General features: G+C 73.9%; 19 protein-coding genes. 3 read left to right on the top strand and 16 right to left on the bottom strand.

Annotated elements, in window-relative coordinates; all coding sequences use genetic code 11:
* Positions 1-127 precede the first annotated feature (127 nt).
* The 11 genes from ACZ4W5_RS08960 to nrdR form a co-directional block, all read right to left on the bottom strand.
* A complete protein-coding gene (locus tag ACZ4W5_RS08960; RefSeq protein WP_465653671.1) occupies positions 128-1348 on the bottom strand; it encodes a cytochrome P450 family protein in 1221 nt (406 codons plus the stop codon).
* A gap of 104 nt (positions 1349-1452) precedes the next feature.
* Positions 1453-2691 (bottom strand): cytochrome P450, encoded by a 1239-nt coding sequence (locus tag ACZ4W5_RS08955; protein ID WP_465653670.1) that lies wholly within the window; start codon positions 2689-2691, stop codon positions 1453-1455.
* The gene (locus ACZ4W5_RS08950; RefSeq protein ID WP_465653669.1) at positions 2688-3434 is read right to left on the bottom strand and encodes a GTP-binding protein; all 747 of its coding nucleotides are present in this window, start codon (positions 3432-3434) and stop codon (positions 2688-2690) included. Before ACZ4W5_RS08950 ends, ACZ4W5_RS08955 begins: the two co-directional genes overlap by 4 nt.
* The gene (locus tag ACZ4W5_RS08945; protein ID WP_360237519.1) at positions 3415-3783 is read right to left on the bottom strand and encodes a DUF742 domain-containing protein; all 369 of its coding nucleotides are present in this window, start codon (positions 3781-3783) and stop codon (positions 3415-3417) included. Before ACZ4W5_RS08945 ends, ACZ4W5_RS08950 begins: the two co-directional genes overlap by 20 nt.
* Positions 3780-4226, bottom strand: coding sequence for a roadblock/LC7 domain-containing protein (locus ACZ4W5_RS08940; protein ID WP_465653668.1), 447 nt, complete (start codon positions 4224-4226; stop codon positions 3780-3782). The genes ACZ4W5_RS08945 and ACZ4W5_RS08940 overlap by 4 nt, the downstream gene beginning before the upstream one ends.
* Complete coding sequence (locus ACZ4W5_RS08935) at positions 4223-6013, bottom strand: sensor histidine kinase (protein WP_465653667.1); 1791 nt, start codon at positions 6011-6013, stop codon at positions 4223-4225. The genes ACZ4W5_RS08940 and ACZ4W5_RS08935 overlap by 4 nt, the downstream gene beginning before the upstream one ends.
* Positions 6014-6275: 262 nt before the next feature.
* Positions 6276-6839 carry a Clp protease N-terminal domain-containing protein gene (locus ACZ4W5_RS08930; RefSeq protein ID WP_465653666.1) on the bottom strand — a complete coding sequence of 188 codons (564 nt, stop codon included), beginning with the start codon at positions 6837-6839 and terminating at the stop codon, positions 6276-6278.
* A gap of 3 nt (positions 6840-6842) precedes the next feature.
* Complete coding sequence (locus tag ACZ4W5_RS08925; RefSeq protein ID WP_350513675.1) at positions 6843-7079, bottom strand: RNA polymerase subunit sigma-70; 237 nt, start codon at positions 7077-7079, stop codon at positions 6843-6845.
* Positions 7080-7159: 80 nt separating this feature from the next.
* Positions 7160-7921: an SDR family oxidoreductase gene (locus ACZ4W5_RS08920; protein WP_465653665.1), complete on the bottom strand. Its 762-nt coding sequence runs from the start codon at positions 7919-7921 to the stop codon at positions 7160-7162.
* 182 nt (positions 7922-8103) lie between these two features.
* Positions 8104-10989, bottom strand: a complete 2886-nt coding sequence (locus ACZ4W5_RS08915; protein WP_465653664.1) for a vitamin B12-dependent ribonucleotide reductase — start codon at positions 10987-10989, stop codon at positions 8104-8106.
* A gap of 237 nt (positions 10990-11226) precedes the next feature.
* Complete coding sequence (gene nrdR, locus ACZ4W5_RS08910) at positions 11227-11724, bottom strand: transcriptional regulator NrdR (protein ID WP_360237507.1); 498 nt, start codon at positions 11722-11724, stop codon at positions 11227-11229.
* A gap of 529 nt (positions 11725-12253) precedes the next feature.
* Here nrdR and lexA point away from each other — a divergent pair.
* Positions 12254-12949 carry a transcriptional repressor LexA gene (lexA, locus tag ACZ4W5_RS08905; protein WP_188299320.1) on the top strand — a complete coding sequence of 232 codons (696 nt, stop codon included), beginning with the start codon at positions 12254-12256 and terminating at the stop codon, positions 12947-12949.
* A 120-nt stretch (positions 12950-13069) separates the two neighbouring features.
* On the opposite strand, the gene ACZ4W5_RS08900 is transcribed toward lexA, so the two are convergent.
* Genes ACZ4W5_RS08900 through ACZ4W5_RS08880 form a run of 5 tightly spaced genes read right to left on the bottom strand, consistent with a single transcriptional unit; the run spans position 13070 to position 20809 of the window.
* Positions 13070-15184 (bottom strand): ATP-dependent DNA helicase, encoded by a 2115-nt coding sequence (locus ACZ4W5_RS08900; RefSeq protein ID WP_402489710.1) that lies wholly within the window; start codon positions 15182-15184, stop codon positions 13070-13072.
* A gap of 12 nt (positions 15185-15196) precedes the next feature.
* Positions 15197-17032, bottom strand: a complete 1836-nt coding sequence (locus tag ACZ4W5_RS08895; protein WP_465653663.1) for an IucA/IucC family protein — start codon at positions 17030-17032, stop codon at positions 15197-15199.
* Positions 17010-18434, bottom strand: a complete 1425-nt coding sequence (locus tag ACZ4W5_RS08890) for a lysine N(6)-hydroxylase/L-ornithine N(5)-oxygenase family protein (protein ID WP_465653662.1) — start codon at positions 18432-18434, stop codon at positions 17010-17012. Before ACZ4W5_RS08890 ends, ACZ4W5_RS08895 begins: the two co-directional genes overlap by 23 nt.
* 9 nt (positions 18435-18443) lie before the next feature.
* The gene (locus ACZ4W5_RS08885; protein WP_465653701.1) at positions 18444-19118 is read right to left on the bottom strand and encodes a GNAT family N-acetyltransferase; all 675 of its coding nucleotides are present in this window, start codon (positions 19116-19118) and stop codon (positions 18444-18446) included.
* Positions 19010-20809: an IucA/IucC family protein gene (locus ACZ4W5_RS08880; protein ID WP_465653661.1), complete on the bottom strand. Its 1800-nt coding sequence runs from the start codon at positions 20807-20809 to the stop codon at positions 19010-19012. Before ACZ4W5_RS08880 ends, ACZ4W5_RS08885 begins: the two co-directional genes overlap by 109 nt.
* 368 nt (positions 20810-21177) lie before the next feature.
* Here ACZ4W5_RS08880 and ACZ4W5_RS08875 point away from each other — a divergent pair, with 368 nt between their 5' ends.
* On the top strand, positions 21178-22356 hold the full coding sequence (locus ACZ4W5_RS08875) for a trypsin-like serine peptidase (protein WP_360237497.1): 1179 nt from the start codon (positions 21178-21180) through the stop codon (positions 22354-22356).
* 27 nt (positions 22357-22383) lie between these two features.
* On the top strand, positions 22384-23598 hold the full coding sequence (locus ACZ4W5_RS08870) for a trypsin-like serine peptidase (RefSeq protein WP_465653660.1): 1215 nt from the start codon (positions 22384-22386) through the stop codon (positions 23596-23598).
* Positions 23599-23605 lie beyond the last annotated feature (7 nt).

Genomic DNA, 23605 nt, shown 5'->3' with positions numbered 1-23605 from the left:
CACGTCCGAAACCGGCGACCGCCCTCCGGGGGCCCGCGGGCATGCCCCACTAACCCCTGCGACCCCGCCCGGAATCCGGACGAGGCCACGCATCTGACGAGCCGTCAGCAGATGCCGGTCGGGCCGGTCACCAGAGCCGGACGGGCAGCTCCTGCAGGCTGTTCACCACCAACGACGGGCTCGGCCGCAGCTCGCCGTCCGGCACGGTCAGTGACAGCCCGGGGAAGCGCTCGAACAGCGCCGGCAGCGCGACCGCCGCCTCCAGCCGGGCCAGCGGCGAGCCGGGGCAGACGTGTGGACCGTGGCCGAAGGACAGGTGCCGGGTCGGGTCCCGGGTGATGTCGAACAGCTCCGCCGTCACCCCGTGCTGCAGCGGGTCCCGGCCGATGGCGTTGTACGAGACCAGCACCGGGTCGCCCGCCGGGATCACCAGCTCGCCGACCTCGATCGGCTCGGCGGCGAAGCGGAACAGGAAGTTGCTGGTCGGCGGGGTCCAGCGGAGCGACTCCTCGACCACCGCGTCCCAGGAGACCTCGCCCGCGCGCACCAGCGCCAGCTGGTCCGGGTGCGCCAGCAGCGCCCGGACCGCGTTGCCGATCAGGTTGACGGTGGTCTCGTGGCCGGCCGCGATGATCACCCGCAGGGTGGCCGCCGCCTCCGCGTCGGTGAGCGCCCCGCCCTCGGTGTCCGCCGCCAGCAGCGCGCTCGCCAGGTCCTCGCCCGGCGCCGAACGGCGCTGCGCCACCAGGCCGTTGACGAAGGCGTTCAGCCCGGCGACGGTCGCCTGGATGCCCTCCGGGTCGGGCTTGACCCCGAAGAACCGCTCGTACAGGTCGCGCAGCAGGCCGTGCTCCGACTCCGGAACGCCCAGCAGCGAGCAGATCACCGTCATCGGCAGCGGGAAGGCGAAGGCCGACTTGAGGTCGACCAGCGGCTCCCCGGCCGCCAGGGCGTCCAGCAGCGCGTGGGTGATCTCCTCCACCCGCGGGCGCATCAGCTCGACCCGGCGCGGGGTGAAGGCCTGGGCGACCAGCGCCCGCAGCCGGCGGTGCTCGGCACCGTCCGTGGTCACCATGCTCGGGCCCGGCACCGCCAGGCCGATCAGCGGCCAGGTCTTCGGCACCTCACCGCGCTGGTAGGCCGCCCAGTGCCGGGCGTCCTTGACCAACCGGGCGTCGGTCAGCAGGTCGCGCGCGGCCGCGTGCCGGGTCACCGCCCAGGCGGCGACCCCGCCGGGCAGCACGACCGGCACCGCCGGACCGGCGGCCCGCAGCAGGGCACCCTCGGCGGCGTTGTCGCGGGCCAACGGGTCGAGGGCGATCGGGGCCGGGGCCGGGGCAGCGGTCATCGGCGGCAACTCTCCTTGACGTAAGGGGTCTTCGAACGGTTGTGCACGTCCTGTGGATCCTGACCGGCCCGACCAAGATCCGCAAGACCTCCCCAGGGCGTGGGCTAGTACCCCGGGCTGAACGAGACCGGCAGCGCGACCAGTCCGCGCACCCAGGCCGAGGGCCGCCACACCAGCGCGTGCTCGGCCACCGCCAGCCGCAGGTCCGGCAGCCGGTCCAGCAGCACCTCGATCGCGGTGGTGGCGATCACCTCGGCCGCCTCCTGGGCCGGGAACGGGCAGCCGTGCTCGCCGTACGAGTAGCTCATGTGCGCCCGGTTCCCCTCGGCCGGACGGCCGTCGGCCTGGCGCACCGACGGGTCCGCGTTGGCCCCGGCGAAACCCAGCAGCAGCATGTCGCCCTCGGCGATCCGCTGGCCGCCGAGCTGGGTGTCCCGCACCGCCCAGCGCCCGGCGAAGATCTGGACCGGCGTGTCCTCCCAGAGCGCCTCGTTGAGCGCCTGGCTGATGCTGCGCCGCCCGCCCGCCAGCGACGCGGAGAACCGCTCGTCGGTGAGCATCAGCCGCAGCGCGTTGGAGATCCAGTACGAGCTCGGCTGGTGGCCGGAGATCAGCAGCACCCGCAGGTCCCGCATCACCTCGTCGTGGGTCAGCCCCGCCGGGTGCTCCAGCATCCGCGAGGCCACGTCGGCCCCCGGGCGCTCGGACTTCTCCTCCACCAGCGCGAGCATCAGCTCCAGCAGCCGCTGGGCGCCGGCCGGGGCGTCCGCACCGCCGTCCAGCATGGCCAGCAGCGCCGCGATGAGCTGCGGCGCCTGGTCCTCGTCCAGGCCCAGCACCCGGCACAGCACCAGCAGCGGCATCCGGTGCGCGTACTCGGCGACCAGATCGGCCTCGCCGCGCCCGGCGAACTCGTCGATCAGCCCGTCGGCGATCTCCTCGGCGTGCTTGCGCAGCTCGTACGGGTCGATCCCGGCCAGCGCGTCGGTGACCGCCCGGGACCGCCGGACGTGCTCCTCGCCCTCCGCGTACAGGATCGACGGCACCGGGGCCATCATCGGCTTCAACGGCCAGTCCGCGGGCAGCGTCTGCCACGCGTGCCAGCGGCTGGAGTCCCGGCCGAACAGCTGCGGTTGGCCGGTGACCTGCTGGAGCTCCCGGTAGCCGATGACCAGCCAGGCGGGCACGCCGCCGGCCAGCTCGACCGGGGCGACCGGGCCGTGGGCGGCGCGCAGCTCGCGGTAGAGCTGGGCCGGGTCGGTCTGGAAGCGCGGCCCGTACAGCGGCGTGGCGCCGGTGTGCGCCGGGCAGCCCGGGGGCGGGGTGACGGCGGGCTCGGTCACGGGGTGCTCTCCTCGTAGATCGCGTCGGGTGCTCCGGGGACGGTCGGCTCACCCGGCTCGTCGGGCCCGGAGGCCGCATCGGGCCCGAACGCCGTACCGGGTTCGCCGTGTTCGCCGGGTTCGGCCAGCGCCGCCGCGTCGGCCCCGGCGAGGGCGGCCAGGTGGTGGACCAGCGCGATCAGCACCCGCTTGCCGGACTCCCGGTCACGGGCGTCGCAGTCCACCAGCGGGACCTCCGGCGGCAGGTCCAGCGCCTCCCGGACCTGCTCCAGGGTGTGGCCGGGCTCGCCGAAGTTGTTGCGGGCCACGACGAACGGCGTGCCGTGGTGCTCCAGCCGGTCGATCGCGTACCAGGAGTCCTCCAGCCGCCGGGTGTCCACCAGCACGACCGCCCCCAGCGCACCGCTGAACAGCCGGTCCCAGAGGAACCAGAAGCGCTCCTGCCCGGGCGCGCCGAACAGGTACAGCACCTGGCGCTCCGACAGGGTGATCCGGCCGAAGTCGAAGGCGACGGTGGTGGAGCGCTTGCCCCAGCTGCCGGCCGGGTCGATGCCCTCCCCCGCCCGGGTCATCACCTCCTCGGTGTTCAGCGGGCGGATCTCGCTGACCGAGCCGACCAGGGTGGTCTTGCCCACCCCGAACCCGCCGACCACCACGATCTTCAGCGCGTTGTCGGCGGTCGCCCGCAGCGGGGTGCGCGCCGCGGGCCGGAGGTCCTGGAGGTCAGAGCCGTTGGAGGCCATGCAGCACCTGCTTCAACGTGTCGAGATCGGGCAGCCGGGCCTTGTTCGGCGCGAACCTGGGGTGCCGGGCGGTGACCGCCCCGGCCTCCAGCAGGTCGCCGAGCAGGATCTTCACCACCGAGACCGGCAGCGACAGTTCCGCCGCCACCTCCACCACGGCCGTCGGGGCCTCGCACATCCGCAGGATCCGGACGTGCTCCGACTGCATCCCCGGCGCCGGCTGTCGCTCCGCGACGATCAGGGTGACCAGGTCGAAGGCGACCGAAGGGGCGCGGCTGCGACCCCCGGTGATGGTGTAGAGGCGGTCCGGGTCGTCGTCCCGGCCCGGCAGCACCGGCCCGGCGTTCATATCCCGGCGCTCTCGCCCGCGGCGGCCGCGCCGGACTCCGCGGCCGCCTCCCGGGCGGGCGCGCTGAGGTGGACGCCGATCTGCTCGATCAGGCCGTGCATGTTGTGGCCGACCACGCCCACGTCCGCCTCGTCGTCCGTGACCACCGCGAGGTGCGCGCCCTCACCGGCCGCCACGATGCACAGGATGCCGCCGTGGAACTCGGTCATCGACTGCCGGACGCCGCCGCTGCCGTCCCCGAACTCGATCGAGGCGCCGTGCGCCAGGCTCTGCAGCCCAGAGGCGATCGCCGCCAGCTGGTCGGCCTGGTCGGCGCTCAGCCCGGCGGTGTGGCAGAGCTTGAGGCCGTCGGCGGACAGCACCAGGGCGTGCAGGGAGCCGGGGGTTGCCGCCAGCAGGTTTTCCAACAGCCAGTCGAGGTCGCGGTCGGTGGCGCTGCTCATCGGGAGTCCTTCTCGGTGACGGGGGAAGCGTCGGGCGTGGTCTCGGAGTCCGCGGTCGGCGCCGTCCCGGGGGCGGGCAGCGCCGGCTGGGCGGCCCGGCGGAAGGCCCCGAACCGGGCGGCGGCGCGCACCGCGTCGGTCCGTACGGGCTTCGCGGCCGGGGCCGCCGCCGGGGTGGTGGTGGCCAGCGTCTGCCCGCGGCGGCGCTGCGGCAGGCCGCTGTCGGTCATCCGGGTCGGCCCGGACGGGGTCTGGGCGGGCGCGGCGGGCGCCGGGACCGCCGTGGCGGCCGGTACCGCGGCCGGTGCCGTAGTCGGTACCGCGGTCGGGGCGGCGCTCGGCGCGGCGGGCACGGGCGGCAGCGAGGCGGGCGCCGGGCGGGCGGGAGTGAGCGCGGGGCGCACGGACTCCACGGCCGGCCCGGAAGCCGCCCCGGAAGCCGTCACGGGCGCGGCCGCCGGGGCGGGCGCCGGAGCCGGGTGGGTGACCACCTGCTGCGGGATCAGCATCACCACCCCGGTGCCGCCGCGGGCCGACGGCCGGAAGGAGATCTGCAGCCCGTGCTTGCGGGCCAGCACGCCGACCACCGCGAGGCCCAGCCGGGTGCCGGCGGACAGCGTGGCGAGGTCCAGCGGCTCGGCGGAGACGGCGCGTTCGGCCCGGCGCAGCCAACTGTCGCTCAGGCCCAGCCCGCTGTCCTCGACGGTGACCGCCAGACCGGCCGGCACCTCCTCGACGTAGACGTGCACCTCGGCCGGCGGGGCGGAGAAGTTGGTGGCGTTGTCCAGCAGTTCGGCCAGCGCGTGCATCACGCCCTCGGCCGCGAAGCCGGCCACCGCGGCGGTGCTGGCGTTGTGCAGCCGCACCCGCTGGTAGGCACCGATCCGGCCGAGCGCACCGCGCAGCACCGACTCCACCGCGATCGGCTTGGCCCAACGGCGGCCGGAGCGGGCACCGGTGAGCACCGCGATGCTGTCCGCCATCCGGCCCGCCTGGGCGGTCGAGTGGTCCAGCCGCAGCAGGTCGCCGAGGACCTCCTCGTCGTGCCGGTGCTGCATCTCGCGCAGTTCGGCGTGCATGCTCGTGGCCAGCGCCTGGACCCGGCCGGCGGCGGTCGCGCAGACCGCGAGCGCGGCGGCCCGCAGCCGCTCGCCGCGGCCGACCTCCTCGCCGACCGCCCGCAGCAGCGCGTACTGGGGGTGCCGGCGGTGGGCGGCCAGCGCACTGTCCACGGACGCGCCCCCGCGCAGCTTCTTCACCAGCTCGGGCAGCACGCCCTCGGGGATCCGCTCCAGTTCGGCCCGCTCGGCGGCGGCCCGCTCCCGCTCCGCGTCGGCCGCGGCCCGCTCGGCCGCCAGTTCGGCCCCCAGCCGGGCCAACTCGGCCTGCGCGGCGGTGAGGTCCGCCTCGACCCGGGCGTGCTCGGCCCGGGCGGCGTCCCGTTCGGCGAACGCGGCGGCGGCCCGGTCCTGGGCGGCCGTCTCGGCCTGCCGGGCGGTGCCGGCGGCGACCAGCGCGGCCCGGGTCTCCTGGTGCTGGGCGGCCAGGTCCCCGGTCAGCCGGCGGGCGCGCTCGGCGCCGCTCGCGGCCAGGCCGACCACGATCAGCCAGAGCACCGCCACGGCGGCCACCGCGAGCGCGGTGAGCGGTTGGTGCGCGCCCAGGGCCCGGCCGATGCCGACCGGCGCGGCGACCAGCGCCAGCAGCACGGCGGCCGCGGTCAGGGCGACGGTGCGCGGCGCGGAGCGGCGGCGCGGCCGACCGTCGGGGCTGGTGGCTTCTCTCATCGGGGCGGTCCTCGGCAACGTCGGCGGGCGGCGGCGCGGGCGGCGGGTCGGCGACGGTCGCGGCCGCCGACAGCTGGTCGGGCGCATACCAGACCGCCCGGTGGCGTCGCGAAACGTCTCCGGGCGGCTGATCGGTTCACGCTTTCGGCTGATCATATCGATTCAGACATTGCCCTCAACCCGCTAGTTGACGGTCAATCTCCTTCATTCACGCCGAGTACACCGCACGGCGACACCTTCCACCCCTTCCCGGCACCGCCGCTCAGGCCAGTTCCGCCTCCACCGCCTGCCGCACCTCCGCCGTGTCCAGCCCGTGGTCGGCGACCACCAGCACCCCGAGCCCCTCCCCCTCGCGGAGCACCCCGAGCAGCAGGTGGCCCGCCCCGATCTCCTTCGACCCCAGGCGCAGCGATTCCCGCAGGGAGAGCTCCAGCGCCTTCTTCGCCGGGGCCGAGAACCGGATGTGCCCGGCCGTGGCGCCGCCGGAGCGGAACCGGCCCCAGCGCTTGCGCCCCTCCTCCGGCGGGGCGTCCAGCGCCCCCTCCCCGAAGGCCGCCTCGACCGCCTCCCGCACCGCGTCCAGGTCGACCCCGATCGTGGCCAGGACCTCCCGGTCCCCCCTCCCCCGCAGGCGTCGCACCGCCTGCCGCGCCGCCTCCTGGTCCAGGCCGGCCCCGATCAGCACGGCCAGTGCCGGGTCCTGCGACTGCTCCAGGATCCCCAGCAGGAGGTGCTCCGTCCCGACCCGGTCGTCCCGCAGCTGCCTCGCCTCCTCCTGGGCGATGACCACGGCCCGCCGGGCCCCCTGAGTGAACCGTTCGAACATCGCTCAGCCTCCGTCCTCGCCCTTGCCGGGCCCCCGCCGTGCGTGCTTCTTGTGCACCGCCTGCCTGGTCACCCCGAGGCAGACCGCGATGTCCTGCCAGGACCAGCCCTGTGACCGGGCGTTGCCCACCTGGAGGGCCTCCAGACGGTCCGCCAGATCACGCAGGGCGCGGACCGCCCGGAGCCCCACGGCGGGGTCACGACTGCTCGCGGCGGCCGCGAGCTCTCCGCTCTCGCTCATGACGTCAACTCTGGTTGACACTCTCAGGAATGTCAACCCTGGTTGACAACTTCGTCAAGGTCGACCGACGGGCCCCCGGCTCAGCCGAACCGCCGCTCCAACGCCTCCTCGAAGGTCCCCCGCCCCACCGCCCGCTCCGGCGTCGTCAGCCCACCCGCCCGCAGGGCCCGACCCGCCGCCCCCGGCACCCGCAGCGGCAGCACCGGCCGCCGCCGCCCCGCCGCCCGCAGGTAGGCCTGCGCCAGCTCCCGGTACGACCGCACCCGCGGCCCGCCCACCTCCGGCGCGAACCCGGCCGGCTCCCGCCCCACCAGGTCCACCAGCCGCTCCGCCACCTCCCGGACGTCCACCGGCTGCACCTCGGCACCGCTCGCCACCGGGAACACCGGCAGCCGCGCGCTCAGGTCGAAGGCCTTGAGCAGCAGGTCGTGGAACTGCGTCGCCCGCAGCACCGTCCACCCCAGCCCGGACTCCCGCACCAGCCGCTCACAGTCGAGCTTCGCCCGGTAGTACCCGAGCGGCACCCGGTCGATCCCCACGATCGACACGTACACCAGGTGCCGCACCCCGGCCCGCCGGGCCTCAGTCACCAGCCGCCCGACCCCCGCCACGTCCTTCCGCCCCTGCGTGGTCGCGCAGTCCAGCACCGTCTCCACCCCGGCCACGGCCGCCGCGATCCCCGCCCCGCCCACCAGGTCCCCGACCACCCACTCGACCCCGTCACCCGTCTCCCGCGCCCGCCGGCTCAACCCCCGCACCGCCACCCCGCGCGCCACCAGCAGCCGCACCACCTCCCGGCCCAACGTCCCCGTCGCCCCGGTCACCAGCACCGTCCCCGTCACCACGCCGCTCCTCTCACCCAGCACTGTCACCCCCTACGACCGACCACCACCCCCGGTTCGTGACATCGGCGCCCCGGGACAACGAGAAGAGGCGGGGCGAGGACGTAAAAGTCCTCGCCCCGCCTCAGCGACGGCTCGCCCCGTCTCAGCGGTGGCTCACCCGCGCGGGGTCAGCGCTGCGGTCAGCTGCAGCCGCTGGTGGAGCCGCAGCCCTCGCAGAGGTAGCAGCTGCCGGCGCGGCGCATCTTGGTGCCGCAGGAGAAGCAGAGCGGCGCGTCGGCGTTGAGGCCGAGCTGGATCTCCATCAGCTCCGTGGAGTTGTGGGCCTGCTTCGGGGCCGCCTTGGGCGCCTCCACGGCCGGGGCGGGGGCCGGGGCCGGCTTGGCCGCGGCGACCGGGGCGGACTGGGCGAGGGACTCGGTGTCGAGCTCCTCGGCCTCCAGCGGCTCGTACGAGCCGGTCTCCAGGTGGCGGGTGCGCTCCTCGACGGAGTGGATCCCCAGCGCCGAGCGGGTCTCGAACGGCAGGAAGTCCAGCGCCAGGCGGCGGAAGATGTAGTCGACGATCGACTGGGCCATCCGCACGTCCGGGTCGTCGGTCAGACCGGCCGGCTCGAAGCGCATGTTGGTGAACTTCGAGACGTAGGTCTCCAGCGGCACGCCGTACTGCAGGCCGACCGAGACGGCGATGGAGAAGGCGTCCATCATGCCCGCGAGGGTCGAGCCCTGCTTGGACATCTTCAGGAAGACCTCGCCTAGGCCGTCGTCCGGGTAGGAGTTGGCGGTCATGTAGCCCTCGGCGCCACCGACCGTGAAGGAGGTGGTGATGCCCGGGCGGCCCTTGGGCAGGCGCTTGCGGACGGGGCGGTACTCGACGACCTTCTCGACCACGGCGGCGGGGGTCTCCTCGGCCTTGGCCTCGGAGTCCTTCTTCTTGGCCGAGAGCGGCTGGCCGACCTTCGAGTTCTCGCGGTAGATGGCGAGCGCCTTGACGCCCATCTTCCACGCCTCGAAGTAGATCTCCTCGACGTCCTCGACGGTCGCCGCGGCGGGCATGTTCACGGTCTTGGAGATGGCGCCGGAGATCCAGGGCTGGATCGCCGCCATCATCCGCACGTGGCCCATCGGGGAGATGGAGCGCTCGCCCATCGCGCAGTCGAACACCTCGTAGTGCTCGGCCTTGAGGCCCGGCGCGTCGACCACGTTGCCGTGCTCGGCGATGTGGGCGACGATCGCCTCGATCTGCTCGTCCTGGTAGCCGAGGCGCTTGAGGGCGCGCGGGACGGTGCCGTTGACGATCTGCATCGAGCCGCCGCCGACGAGCTTCTTGAACTTGACCAGGGCGAGGTCGGGCTCGACGCCGGTGGTGTCGCAGTCCATCATCAGGCCGATGGTGCCGGTCGGGGCGAGGACCGAGGCCTGGGCGTTGCGGAAGCCGTTCTGCGCGCCGATGCGCAGCACGTCCTGCCAGGACTTGTTGGCCGCGAGCCAGACCGGGGCGTCCAGGTCGTCGAAGGAGACGGCGTCCAGGGAGGCGTCGGCGTGCTGCTTCATGACCCGCTGGTGGGCGGTGGCGTTGCGGGCGTAGCCGTCGTACGGGCCGACGACGCCGGCGAGTTCGGCGCCGCGGCGGTAGGCGGTGCCGGTCATCAGCGAGGTGATGGCGCCGGCCAGGGCGCGGCCGCCCTCGCTGTCGTAGGCGTGGCCGGTGGCCATCAGCAGGGCGCCCAGGTTGGCGTAGCCGATGCCGAGCTGACGGAAGGCGCGGGTGGTCTCGCCGATCTTCTCGGTGGGGAAGTCGGCGAAGCAGATGGAGATGTCCATCGCGGTGATGACCAGCTCGACGACCTTGGCGAAGCGCTCGGCGTCGAACGAGTCGTCGTCGCGCAGGAACTTCATCAGGTTCAGCGAGGCGAGGTTGCAGCTGGAGTTGTCCAGGTGCATGTACTCCGAGCACGGGTTGGAGGCGTTGATGCGTCCGGACTCGGGGCAGGTGTGCCAGTGGTTGATGGTGGAGTCGTACTGGATGCCGGGGTCGGCGCAGGCCCAGGCGGCCTCGGCCATCTTGCGGAACAGCTTCTTGGCGTCGACGGTCTCGATGACCTCGCCGGTCATCCGGGCGCGCAGGCCGAATTCGGTGCCGTTCTCGACGGCGGTCATGAATTCGTCGCTGACGCGGACCGAGTTGTTGGCGTTCTGGTACTGGACGGACGTGATGTCGTCGCCGCCGAGGTCCATGTCGAAGCCCGCGTCGCGCAGGGCGCGGATCTTCTCCTCCTCCTTCACCTTGGTCTCGATGAAGGCCTCGACGTCCGGGTGGTCGACGTCCAGGACGACCATCTTGGCCGCGCGCCGGGTGGCGCCGCCGGACTTGATGGTGCCGGCGGAGGCGTCGGCGCCGCGCATGAAGGAGACCGGGCCGGAGGCGTTGCCGCCGGAGGAGAGCAGCTCCTTGGAGGAGCGGATCCGGGAGAGGTTGAGGCCGGCGCCGGAGCCGCCCTTGAAGATCATGCCCTCTTCCTTGTACCAGTCGAGGATCGACTCCATGGAGTCGTCGACGGACAGGATGAAGCAGGCGCTGACCTGCTGGGGCTGCTTGGTGCCGACGTTGAACCAGACCGGCGAGTTGAAGCTGAACACCTGGTGGAGGAGGGCGTGGGTCAGCTCGTGCTCGAAGATCTCGGCGTCGTCCTTGGTGGCGAAGTAGCCGTGCTTCTCGCCGGCCGCGCGGTAGGTGAGCACCACGCGGTCGATGATCTGCTTGAGGCTCCACTCGCGCTGGGGGGTGCCGACGGCGCCGCGGAAGTACTTGGACGTGACGATGTTGACGGCGTTGACCGACCAGAAGTCGGGGAACTCGACGCCGCGCTGCTCGAAGTTGATGGAGCCGTCGCGCCAGTTGGTCATGACGACGTCGCGCCGCTCCCAGCGGACCTCGTCGTACGGGTGCACGCCAGGGGTGGTGTGGATGCGCTCCATCCGGAGACCGCCCTTCGGGGCCTTGCCGGCCTTGGCCGCGGCCTTCTCGGACTTCGACCCGCGTGCGGAACCGCTCGTGGTGTCTGTCACTTCTCGCTCCTCCTCCTGGGCAAACGCCCGAAGTGCCCCGAAAAATCCGGGCACCGCTGGTTCGTTCTTCCGGTGTGCGGGCAGACGGGACCCCGTCCGCTTGCGCACGGTTCGTAGTGTTCCGTGCCCCGGTTTCGGGCACGCGGGGGCCCACGCGGGGCCGGTGTGGCGCTGCCGGCCCACGGGGGCCGCACGGTGGTGACTCCTGGGCGGGCCCGCGGGGGCCCGGCGCGCCTCCTAGGGCGCGGCGGCGGGAACGGGCACGCAGGTGCCGTCCGCCTCGGGGGCGGGCCGCTCGGCGCGGATCTCCGCGATGGCGGCCTCGAAGTCCTCGAGTCCGTCGTACGCCTGGTACACGCTGGCGAAGCGCAGGTAGGCGACCACGTCGAGGTCCCGCAGCGGGCCGAGTATGGCCAGCCCGACGTCGTGGGTGGTCAGCTCGGCGCTGCCGCTGGCCCGCACGCACTCCTCGACCCGCTGGCCGAGCTGGGCGAGGGCGTCCTCGGTGACCGGGCGGCCCTGGCAGGCCTTGCGGACTCCGGTGATGACCTTCTGCCGGGAGAAGGGCTCGGTGACGCCGCTGCGCTTGATGACCATGAGCGCGGCCGTCTCCACGGTGGTGAAACGGCGGCCGCAGTCCGGGCACTGCCGACGACGGCGAATGCAGCTGCCGTCCTCGGTGGTCCGACTGTCGACGACGCGGCTGTCGGAGTGCCGGCAGAAGGGGCAGTGCACCTGGGGATCCCTCCCTGGCAGGACGTGCGGACCGGTTGAGTCTATGCGATGCGCCCCCGGCCTCGGCAAGCTGATCATGCGGCGCGACCACTAGTACTGGGCACGGAGAGGACTCTAGCCACTACATCTAGGTCTCGGGGGGAAGCGACACCCCTGGCGTGTCGGCGCCGATTAGACTTCCGGAGTCGACATCCGGTCGAACGTTTACTCGATGTACAACAAAGCCTTGATCGAGTCAGTCAACTCCCGAATAATTCACTCGAACGTGTGTTTGGCGCAACCTTTCGATAGGCGGCGCGTTGGGCTGGAAAAGGGGAGAGGACAGCCGTCGAGAGGGGCCGCCGTGAACACCGTCGAAACCAACACCATCCCGGTGCAGGAACACTCCCAGTTCAAGGTGGGGCAGCGCACCACGAATCAGCAGAGCGTGGACATCAGCATGGACCGTAGCGAAGACCACCGCCTCTCCGGCCCGGCCGTGTCCACCACGGGCCGCGTTCCCGACCAGCCGATCGAGCACTCCCCCACCATGGACGACACCCACCCCTCCCCGGCCCGCGCGATGCCCGGCCGCCCCCCCGGCATCCGCACCGACGAGGCCGGCCTCACCGAGCGCCAGCGCCGGGTGATCGAGGTCATCCGCGACTCCGTCCAGCGCCGCGGCTACCCGCCGTCCATGCGCGAGATCGGCCAGGCCGTCGGCCTGTCCAGCACCTCCTCGGTCGCCCACCAGCTGATGGCCCTGGAGCGCAAGGGCTTCCTGCGCCGCGACCCGCACCGCCCGCGCGCCTACGAGGTCCGCGGCGTCGAGGTGGCCCGCCCCAACACCGCCGAGACGGCCGGGCGGCCCTCCACCTCCTACGTGCCGCTGGTCGGCCGGATCGCGGCCGGTGGTCCGATCCTGGCCGAGCAGACCGTCGAGGACGTCTTCCCGCTGCCCCGCCAGCTGGTCGGTGAGGGCGAGCTGTTCGCCCTCACCGTGCGCGGCGACTCGATGATCGAGGCGGCCATCTGCGACGGCGACTGGGTCACGGTGCGCCGCCAGCCGGTCGCCGAGAACGGCGACATCGTGGCCGCCATGATCGACGGCGAGGCCACCGTCAAGCGGCTCAAGCGCGAGGACGGCCGGATCTGGCTGATGCCGCACAACCCGGCCTACGAGCCGATCAACGGCGACAACGCCACCATCCTGGGCAAGGTGGTCGCGGTCCTGCGCCGCCTCTGACGGCGGCACCCGGCCGCCACCGCGAGCGGCCGGCACTACGACGGGAAGGGGCTCCACCGCGTCAGCGGGGAGCCCCTCCGTCGTTCCTACGGGCGAGTGCCTTCTACACAGCGAGCCCGCTCAGCCCCGCTTCACCACCGGCCGCACCGGCGCCGCCGAGGCGTCGATCGCCGCCAGCGAGCGCCGCACCTGGTTGCGGTCCGTGGTGTACCAGAACTCCGGCATCGAGGACCGGAAGAAGCCCCCGTACCGCTTGGTCTCCACCCGCGGGTCGAGCACCGCGACCACGCCCCGGTCCTCCGCCGCGCGCACCAGCCGGCCCGCGCCCTGCGCCATCAGCAGCGCCGCGTGGGTCGCCGCGACCGCCATGAAGCCGTTCCCGCCGTGCTGTTCGACGTCCCGCTGGCGGGCGCTCATCAGCGGGTCGTCCGGCCGCGGGAAGGGGATCCGGTCCATCACGACCAGCTGGCAGGCCGAGCCGGGCACGTCCACGCCCTGCCAGAGCGAGAGGGTGCCGAACAGGCAGGTGGTGGCGTCCGAGGCGAACTCGCGGATCAACTCGCCGAGGGTGTCCTCCCCCTGGAGCAGGATCCGGTGGTCGAGCCGCTCCCGCATCGCCTCGGCGGCGGCCTGGGCGCCGCGCATCGAGGAGAACAGCCCCAGGGTGCGCCCGCCGGCCGCGTCCACCAGCTCGGCCAACTCGTCGAGCATGTCGGGCCGTTCGGGGTCGCGCCCGGGGTCCGCGAGGTGCTTGGCCACGTACAGGATGCCCTGCTTGGGGTACTTGAACGGCGAGCCGACGTCGATGCCCCGCCAGTGCGGGACGGCGTCCTCGCCGAAACCGGAGCCGGCCTCCGGGTTGTCACCGGGGGTGCGCTGGTCCGGCAGCCTGGTCTCCTTGGGCAGGCCGAGCGAGCCGGCCACGCCGTTGAAGTCCCCGCCGAGCTTGAGGGTCGCCGAGGTCAGGACGACCGAGCGCTCCTTGTACAGGCCCTCGCGCAGCAGCCCGGACACGCTCAGCGGCGCGACCCGCAGCGAGGCGGTGCCCAGCCCGTAGCGGTCGCTGCGCTCGATCCAGACGACGTCGTACTCGGAGCCCTCCAGCAGCCGGTCGGCGGTCTCGTGCAGGGTCTCGGCCGAGGCCATCGCCTGCTTGCGGACGGCGTCCTCGTCGCTGAGGCCCTTGTCCCGGGTCTCGCCGAGCGAGGTGATCACCTGCCGGGAGGCGTCCCGGATCGCGGTGACCGCGTAGGCCAGGTACTCGGGCAGCTCCTCGACCCGGCCGGGCTGGGCGGTCTCCATCAGGCCGTGGTAGTTCTCGGCGGCGGCCTGCAGGGCGTCCACGGCCTTCTCGTTGGCCAGCCGGGCGGCCCGCTTGACCGCGCGGTTGACGGCGCCGACGGTCAGCTCGGCGGTGGCCGCACCGGTGACCCGGTTGACCAGCTCGTGCGCCTCGTCGACGATCAGCAGCCCGTGCTCGGGCAGCACCGGCGCGCCCTCGATCGCGTCGATCGCGAGCATCGCGTGGTTGGTGACCACGACGTCCGCGAGCTTGGCCCGCTCCCGGGCCTTCTCCGCGAAGCACTCCTGCCCGTACGCGCAGCGGGTCGCGCCCAGGCACTCCTTGGAGGTGACCGAGAGCTGCGCCCAGGCCTTGTCCGAGACGCCGGGGCTGAGGTCGTCCCGGTCCCCGGTCTCGGTCTCGTCGGCCCAGTCGCGCAGCCGGAGCACGTCCTGGCCGAGCTTGCCGGTGGGGCCGCCGAGCGCGTCGACCGGGTCGAACAGGCCCTCGCCCTCGTCGCTCGGGGTGCCCTCGTTGGCCCGGTGCAGGCACAGGTAGTTGGAGCGGCCCTTGAGCATCGCGTACAGCGGGCGGCGGCGCAGCACCGGGTGCAGCGCCTCGACCGTACGCGGCAAGTCCCGTTCCACCAGCTGGCGTTGCAGGGCCAGGGTGGCGGTGGCGACCACCACCCGGTCGCCGTGGGCGAGGGCCGGCACCAGGTAGGCGAGGGACTTGCCGGTGCCGGTGCCGGCCTGGACGAGCAGGTGCTCGGAGTGGTCGACGGCGTCGGCGACGGCCTCGGCCATCCGCATCTGGCCGGGGCGCTCCACACCGCCGACGGCCTCGACCGCGGCGTGCAACAGCTCGGGGATCCGCGAGCGCGGAACGGCGACGGCTTCCTCGGCCTCGTCGCCGAGGTCCGTCGCGGGCTGGGATTCGGAGTCGTTCGTCATGACCCTTCCACCCTACGGGGCGGGGGCGACAATCCGGTCCCGTTGTCCGGGGCGGCTGCCGGGCAGCCGCACCTCCACGCCGACCAGGGCGTTGGGCACGGTGCCGTGCCGGACGGCGTGCGGGCGGTGCGGGCGGTCCTGGTAGCCGTCCATGAGCAGCCGGTTGCGGTTGAGGCAGAGCCGGTCGATCCGGGGCCGGAACAGGTCGAACAGGTCGAAGCGCTCGCGCAGCTCGGGGAAGCGGGCCTGGTAGCGGTGGATCTCCGCGCGCAGCAGGGCCCAGAACTCGGTCTCGGCGAGGCCCGCCTGCGCCTCCAGCAGCGGGCCGAGGTAGCGGAAGACGCCGATGAACAGTCCGGAGTGGATGAACTGGCACAGCCCCTGGGGGTTCTCCCGCAGCAGCACGTCGGCGACCTCGGGGGGCAGGGCGCGCAGCTCGGGGAGGTCCTGGTCGCTGAGGTTGACGTCGTCGACGAAGTCCTTGACCGCGAGCCGGGTCGGGGTGCCGCGGTCGTCGAAGACCACGATGGCGTTCTCGCCGTGCGGGGAGAAGACCAGTCCGTAGCGGTAGAGGAAGTGCAGCAGCGGCGGCAGCAGCGCGGCGAACAGCCGGGCGGTCCACTCGGCCGGGGTGAGGCCGGAGCGGGCGATCAGTTCGACGGCGAGGGCGCGCCCGTCGGAGCCGGTCTGCAGCAGGGCGGCGAGGGTGCGGGCGCGCTCGTCCTCGGCCAGGAAGGGGCCGAGCGGTTCGCGCCAGATCGCGCCGAGCAGTTCCTTGTACTGGTACGGCGAGTCGGGCATCTCCCGGTAGAGCGGGTGGTCGACGGTGACGGAGGCGATCTCGCCGAGCAGGATCACCCGGCAGTCGTCCCGCAGGTACGGGTCGGCGTCGCGCAGCCCGTGCAGCCAGGCGGTGACGGCGGGCGCGGCGAGGGTGCGTTCGACCGGCAGTCCGCGCCAGACCAGGGTGTTGAGGACGGACAGCGGCAGCTTGACGGTGCAGCGCTCGGGGTGGGCGGTGTTGAAGAAGGAGCGGATGGACTGCTGGGGCAGCCGTGGGTCGCCGTCCGACGCCAGCGGGACGATCTCGCCGGAGGCGATCCAGGGCGCGAACAGCGTCAGGACCGTCTCGTCCCACTGCCAGGGGTGGACGGGCAGCAGCAGGTAGTCGTCGGCGTCGGCGCCGAGCGGGGCGCGCAGCGCGGCCTCGTCGTCCAGTTCGCGGGCGTACAGCTGCTCGGGGCGTTCCAGGCCGGGCACGCCGCGGTACTCGGCGAGCCGGCGGTGGACGGCGATCCAGGGCAGCGGCCGGGGGCTGCGGGCCTCCGGGGCCCAGCGGGCGGCGTCGGTGCCGGAGAAGCCGATCCGGCCCTTGTTGGGGACGATCCACGGGTGGCCGCCCTGTCGGCCCTCCAGGGCGGGGTGGTCGAGGTCGGCGAGCTCGGCGGCGGTGAGCGCGGTGGCGAGCTGGCGGGCGTCGGCGGTGAGCGTGGCGGACAGCTCGCGGACCAGGTGGGCGGTGGTGTCGCCGCGCATCCCGAGCGCGTCCCGGGCGTACGGGAGGAAGCGCAGCGGGTCCAGGCCGTCCGGGCGGGAGCAGCGGATCGACCCGGGGTCGACCTGCCAGCTGTCGTAGGCGCCGCGCCGGGCGGCGAAGCGGTACTCGGCCTCGGGGAGCTTGAGCAGGTACTCGCCGTCGAGGGTGCCCGGGACGGGCTTGAGCAGGTCCTCGTAGGCGAACTCGCCGAGCATCTTGGCCAGCAGGGCGCGGCCGGCCCGCTGCCAGTGCCCGGCGGTGAGGTGCGGGGGCAGGTAGAGCGGCGGTTCAGCGGCCGACGGTTGCGGCACGGGACAGCTCCTGGGGGTGGGGGACGACGGGGGTCTGCTCGATCGAAGCGCTCGCGGGCACCGGCCGGGCCGCGGCCGCCGGCCCGGGCGGCGCGAAGCCGGTCCAGGCGGTGCGGCCGGGCAGCCGGTGGACGGTCCGGCCGGTGACGGCGTTGAGGATGACGGCGGCCCGGTGGGCGCCGAGGCCGAGGTCGGGGGCACCGACCCCGTGGGTGTGGAGTTCGGCGTTCTGGACGTAGAGGCCGCCGGTGAGCTCGGGCCGGGTGGCGACCCGGTGGTCGAGGTCGACCCGGTAGCGCCCGGTCTCGTCCCAGTCGATCAGGTGGGCGAGCGGTTCGAGCGCGGCCGGGCGGGCGGCGCGGTAGCCGGTGGCGAGCACCACGGCGTCGGTGCGCAGCACGTGCTCGGCACCGGAGTCGGTGTGCCGGCAGTCCAGTTCGAGCCCGCCGCACGGCCCGGGCCGGGCCGCGGTGACGGCGGTGCCGGGGGTGATCTCGACCGGGGCGGTGTCGATCGGCCGGCCGATGGTGCGCTCGTAGAGGTGGTCGTGGATCTCGGCGAGGGTCTCCGCGCTGGCGGCCTTGTGCAGCTGCCACTGGGCGCTGACCAGGGCGTCCCGGACGGGACCGGGCAGGCCGTGGAAGTAGCGGGTGTAGTCGGGGGTGAAGTGTTCCAGGCCGAGCTTGGAGTACTCCATGGGGGCGAGCGCCCGGGTGCGGGTGAGCCAGCGCAGCCGGACCCCGTCGTCCTGGTGGCGGCGGAGCAGGTCGAGGAAGACCTCGGCGCCGGACTGTCCGCTGCCGACCACGGTGATGTCCCGGGCGCCCGCGAGCCCGGCCCGGCGGTCCAGGTACTCGGCGGAGTGGAAGGCCCGCGGGTGGTCGGCCAGGGCGGCGAAGGCCTCGGGGAGCACCGGCCGGGTGCCGACGCCGAGCGCGAGGTTGCGGGCCCGTACGGTGCTGCGCCGGCCGGTCGCGGTGTCGGTCAGCTCGACCCGGAACAGCGGGCCGTCCCGGTGCAGGGCGGTGACCTCGGTGCCGAAGCGGCAGTTGGGCAGCCGGTCGGCGGCCCAGCGGCAGTAGTGGTCGTACTCGCGGCGGGGCAGCTGGAAGCGTTCGGCGAAGTAGAACGGGAACAGCCGGTCCTGGGCGCGCAGGTAGTTGAGGAAGGACCACGGGTTGGTCGGGTCGACGAGCGAGACCAGGTCGGCCAGGAAGGGCACCTGCATCCGGGCGCCGTCCACCAGCATGCCGTGGTGCCAGCGGAATTCGGGGCGCTGGTCGCAGAAGAGCGTGCGCAGCCCGGGCACCGGCTCGGCGAGGGCGGCGAGCGAGAGGTTGAACGGGCCGATACCGACGCCGAGCAGGTCGTAGGGGGGATCGTGGGGTGTCGAGGTGTCCACAGGGGTGTCCTAGGCGGGGAGTGGCGCTTCGCGGTCGCGCACCATCAGCGCTGCGCGCTTGTCGGGCAGGTCGAGTTCGGCGGCGGCCCGGAATCCGGCCCGTTCGAAGGCCCGGACCGAGCGCCGGTTGCGGACGTCCGGTTCGGCCACCACCCGTTGGCAGTCGGGCCGGTGGCGCAGGACGAGTTCGGCGACGGCGGCCAGCAGCTGGGCCCCGAGGCCGCGGCCGCGGCTGGCGGCCGGGCCGAGCAGCAGGTGCACGCCGGTGTCGTGCGGGCGGGCGGGGTAGTGCCCGGCGAGCGGGTCGAGGTCGGCGCGGTAGACCTCCCAGTAGCTCATCGGGGTGCCGTCGAGCAGTCCGAGGCAGGGCAGGCTGCTTCCGTCGCCGTCCAGTTGGGCCCGGACGTGCCGCTCGGTGACGGCGGGCGGCCCGGCGAGCTCCCAGAAGGCGTCGACCTCGGGGTCGTTCATCCATCCGGTGAGCAGCTCCAGGTGTTCCGGCAGCCGGACCGGGCCGAGCCGGAACCGGCCGGCCGGGGTGGGGACTTCGCCCCACCCGGGCAGCTCGTCGGGCATCAGGCGCCCGCCACCGGGTTGGGGATGTCCACGTACACGGACTGGGTGGCGACCGGGCCGACCAGTTCGTCGAGGCCGTTGATCCGGGTGAGCAGGTTGGCCTTGCAGGGCAGGGTGGGCGCGTCCAGCAGCAGGGCGGGCAGGGCGGAGCCGGTGGCGGCGGCCCGCGGGCCGGCCAGGAAGCGGCGCAGCCCGGCCAGCAGCACCGTCTCCTCGGCGAGGCCCTGGGAGCCGAGGGCGCCGATCAGCCCGAGCACGTGGTTGATGCCGAGGTAGTAGGCGAAGTGGTGGTCGATGACGTCGTCGGGGAGGAAGGTGTCGCTCTGTTCGCCGAGTCCGGGCAGTCGGGCGGTGAGCCGCTCGGCGGCGCTCTCCCGGTAGTAGTAGCCCTGGTTGTCGCGGTAGCGGCCGCCGCTGGGCCAGCCCTCGGCGTCCAGCAGCACGATGCTGTTCTGCTGGTGGGCCTCCAGGGCGATGCCACCGCGGCCGTCCAGCCAGAGGACGGGCAGCACGACGGCGTCCAGGTAGCGCAGGAACCATTCGGCAGCCACGGTGCGCAGCGGGCGGCCGGTACGGGCGGCGAGCGCGCGCAGGGTGTCGCCGAGGGCGGACGGCACGGTCGTGCCGGTGCCGCGCGGCTGTTCGGCGACGAACCCGGCGACGCAGAGGGCGCGTTCGGCCGGTCCGAAGGGCTGGGCGCGCAGCACGGTGTCCAGCCCGCCGGGGTCGCCGAGGTCGGGGTGGTCGACGCCGATCCAGGCGGGGTCGCGGACGATGTCGAAGCCGGGGTGGGCGGCCCGCCACTCGGCGGCGAGGCCGCTCTCCAGCAGCCGGTGCACCTCCAGGCCGCGGTGGAGCTCCTTGCGCAGGTTCTCCCGGCGGGAGTTGGTGATCCGCAGGCCGAGCGAGAGCTTGAGCATCCACGGGGTGCCGGGCCGGTAGACGGTGCGCACCGAGGAGGTGGGGTACCAGGGCTCGCCGGCCGGGCCGAGGTCGTGCAGCAGCCCGTCGGCGAGCAGCGCGGCGACGGTCGGGCGGTGGGCGAGTTCGCGGGCCTGCCAGGGGTGCAGCGGCAGGGCGGCGGTGCCGGGCGGCAGGGTGGCGTGGCCGCCGAGCAGGGTGGCGGTGATCCGGTCGGCGCTCTCGGCGACGGCGGAGCCGGCCGCGAGCAGGCCGCGGTCGACGGCGTACCAGTGGACCTGGAAGGAGCCGTGGAGTTCGGGCGAGTAGGCGGCGCTCTGGGCCGGGCCGAGGCCGTCGCGGCTCTTCGGGGTGGGGTGCAGGGGGTGGCCGAGCAGCAGGGCCTGTTCGGCGGCGAGGAAGGCGGAGCGCTCCGGCCCGCCGGGTTCGGCGGCGGTACGGCGGTGGGCGAGGATCTCGGCGGTGCGCACCACCGAGTCGGCGACCCGGGCGGCGAGGTCGGCGACCTGTCCGGGGTCGGGCCGTTCGGCGGCCGCGGCGGCGAGCAGGGCGGCGGCGGTGACGGCGTCCACCGGGGCGGCCGCGGTGCCGTCCCCGGCGGAGAGGGTGGCCGGGCCGAAGCGGTGCCAGCCGCCGGGCGACCAGTGCCGGACGGCGGCGGTGAGCCGGGCGGCCCCGCCGAGGACGTCGATCCGCAGTCGGCCGTCCGCGCCGGGGCGGGCCCCGGTCTCCCGGGCCCAGCAGCGCAACAGGGCTTCCAGGGCCGCCTGTTCGGCGGCGACGGCGGGGTCGGGGTGCAGCAGCGGGTCGGGGCCGGAGGCGGCCCGCTGCGCGGTCGGCGGCGGTACGGGCGGGGCTCCGGTGAGGGCGGTGCTCAAGGCTGCTCCTTGGTGCGCGTGGGGGTGCGGACGCGCGCGGGTGGTGGAGGGGATCGGCGGGCGCTCGCACCGTCGCGTCAGGTAAGGGTTACCTATCCCTGACGGGTGATCACAAGGACTGCTCACTCGTCCGGGTGAAGATCGGGGATAGTGCGTCACCGGGCGGGGCGGCCCTGCTGTGCCAACGAGGGGACCGGTTCCGCGTCACGGATCGATGACCTCCGGCCGCTCCCGGAACCCGGGGGCGGCCGCCGTCGTCCTGTACGGCGATGGAAGACTCCAGGGCGGCGGGCCGCCGCACCGAGGACCGACCCGACACAGTCCGACCGAGTACAGCGAGCACAGCGAGCACAGGGGGAAGCGCACCGATGCCACCGATCCACCGGTCAGCCCTGGCCGCCGCCCTGGTCGCCGGAACGCTGCTGGCCGTCAGCGCCTGCGGGCCGGACGGCCCGGCGGGCACCGACCGGACCGTCGCCGCACCGCCGCCCAGCACGGACGCGAGCGGCTCCGCCGCCCCCGGCGGCGTCATCGGCGGGATCACCCTGCCGTCCGGCCTGCCGACCAGCCTGCTGGAGGGCCTGCCGAAGACCTGGGACGACCTGAAGAAGTGGAAGTACGACGACTGGGACAAGTGGGCGTCCAAGCACGTCTTCAACAACCCGGTGGTGAAGGACTTCTGGAACCCGGACAAGATGGGCGACGCCAAGCCCGCCGACCCGGCGCCGCCGACCGCCAAGCCCGCCGCCGCCGACGGCGTGACCGACCCGGAGCCGCCGGTGGTCAAGGCCGTCCAGGTGCCCCGCCCGTACCTCAAGCAGCCCTCCGGGAAGGTGTTCTTCTCCGCCCAGGGCGGCCGGGGCAACTGCTCGGCGACGGTGATCGCCGACCCCCAGCACCCGGGCCGGAGCAACCTGGTCTGGACGGCGGCCCACTGCGTGCACGAGGGCAAGGGCGGCGACTTCTACAAGAACCTGGTCTTCGTCCCCGCCTACAACAACTCGGGCGCCTCCAGCGGCGGCAAGAAGGCCCCGCTGTCCGAGCTCGCCCCGCTGGGCACCTGGTGGGCCGACCAGATCGTCACCTCCCCGCAGTGGATGGTCGAGGGCGGGCAGACCGGTGACGCCGCCAACCAGTACGACTTCGCGGTGATGCGCGTGCACAACCAGAGCGACACCGGCAAGTCCCTGGAGGAGACGGTCGGTTCGGCCGTCCCGGTGTGGTTCGACGCGCCCCGCGACCAGCTCAGGGTCTCGGCCACCGGCTACCCGCTGGTCAAGCCGTTCGACGGCCAGGAGCTGTACAAGTGCGACGGCGGCAAGCCCGTCCGGCTGTCCTTCGACCCCAAGCGCCCGTCCATGCTGACCATCGGCTGCAACATGACCCAGGGCGCCAGCGGCGGCGGCTGGTTCGCCACCATGCCGGACGGGCGGACGGCCCTGGTCAGCAACACCTCGATCGGCACCCAGGAGCACACCTCGCTGAGCGGCCCGTACCTGGAGACGGTCGCCAAGCAGGCCCTGGACTGGATCTCCAGGAAGCAGTGACCGGCACCACCAGGGGGACTCCTCAGCTTGCGCACCATCAGCACCACCAGCACCACCGACAGCACCGGCACCACTGACACCACCGGCTACACCCGCACCACTCGCCGCACCCCCCGCACCACGGGGCGGCGGGCCGCCGTGGCCGGCGCCGCGCTGCTCGCCGCCCTGACGCTCACCGCGGCCGCCTGCGCGCCGGCCGGCCCCACCGCCCCCGCCACCCCGCCCGCGGCGCTGCCCAAGGCCGCACCGACCAGCCTGGGCGACCTGAGCGGCTGGAAGCCGACGGACTGGGCCCGCTACGTCGCCGACAGCGGCTTCGCCAACCAGGTGCCCCCGGGCTACTGGACGACGGCCCGGACGGAGGCCGCCAAGGCCCGGCCCACCCCCGAGTACGCCCCGACCGCCGCCGCACCCCCCGGCGTCGACCGGGACACCCCGCCGGCCCCCGTCCAGGCCCGGCCGCAGCCGCACCCGTACGGCCCGGACTCCGCCGTGGTCGGCAGGCTGCTGATGACCACGCCGCAGGGCGACGCGGCCTGCTCCGGCACGGTGGTCACCGACCCGCTCAACCCGGGCCACAGCAACCTGGTGTACACCGCCGCGCACTGCCTGCACGACGGCCGGGGCGGCGGCTGGGTGAAGAACCTGGTCTTCGTCCCCGCCTACAACCGGGACGGCCAGGCGGGCAACCGGGACGGCCAGCCGGCCCGCGGCAAGCCGGACGGCGAGCAGCAGGCCGCCCCGTACGGCCGGTGGACGGCGGTGCGCGCCATGGTCTCGCCGACCTGGCTCCAGGAGAGCGGGGTCGGCGCCCACGACCAGTACGACTACGGGATCGTCCGGGTACGCGGCGAGTCCGCCTCCGGCCCGTCCCTGGAGGAGGCCGTCGGCGGTTCCGTCCCGGTCTGGTTCAACGCCCCGCGCGAGCAGATCACCTCGGTGGTGGCGTTCGGCTACCCGGTGGAGCGGCCCTTCGACGGCACGGAGCTGGAGCGGTGCGACTCCCCCGCCCCGCCGGGCCGGCTGTCCTTCGACCGGTCCCGCCCGCCGATGTACGCGATCGGCTGCACCATGACCGGCGGCGCGGGCGGCGGCGGCTGGTTCATCACCAAGGACGGCAGGCCCAACCTGGTCAGCGTCAGCTCGCTCGGCAGCCGCGACCCGGCGGGCTACCGGGCCGGTCCGTCCCTCCAGGACCAGGCCAAGCAGGCCTTCGACTACTTCGCCAAGAACGTGAAGTAGCCCCCGG

The organism is Kitasatospora sp. NPDC029367 (assembly GCF_055569135.1).
Note: the sequence above shows the minus strand (reverse complement) of the source record. Positions and strands in the feature narration are given on the sequence as shown.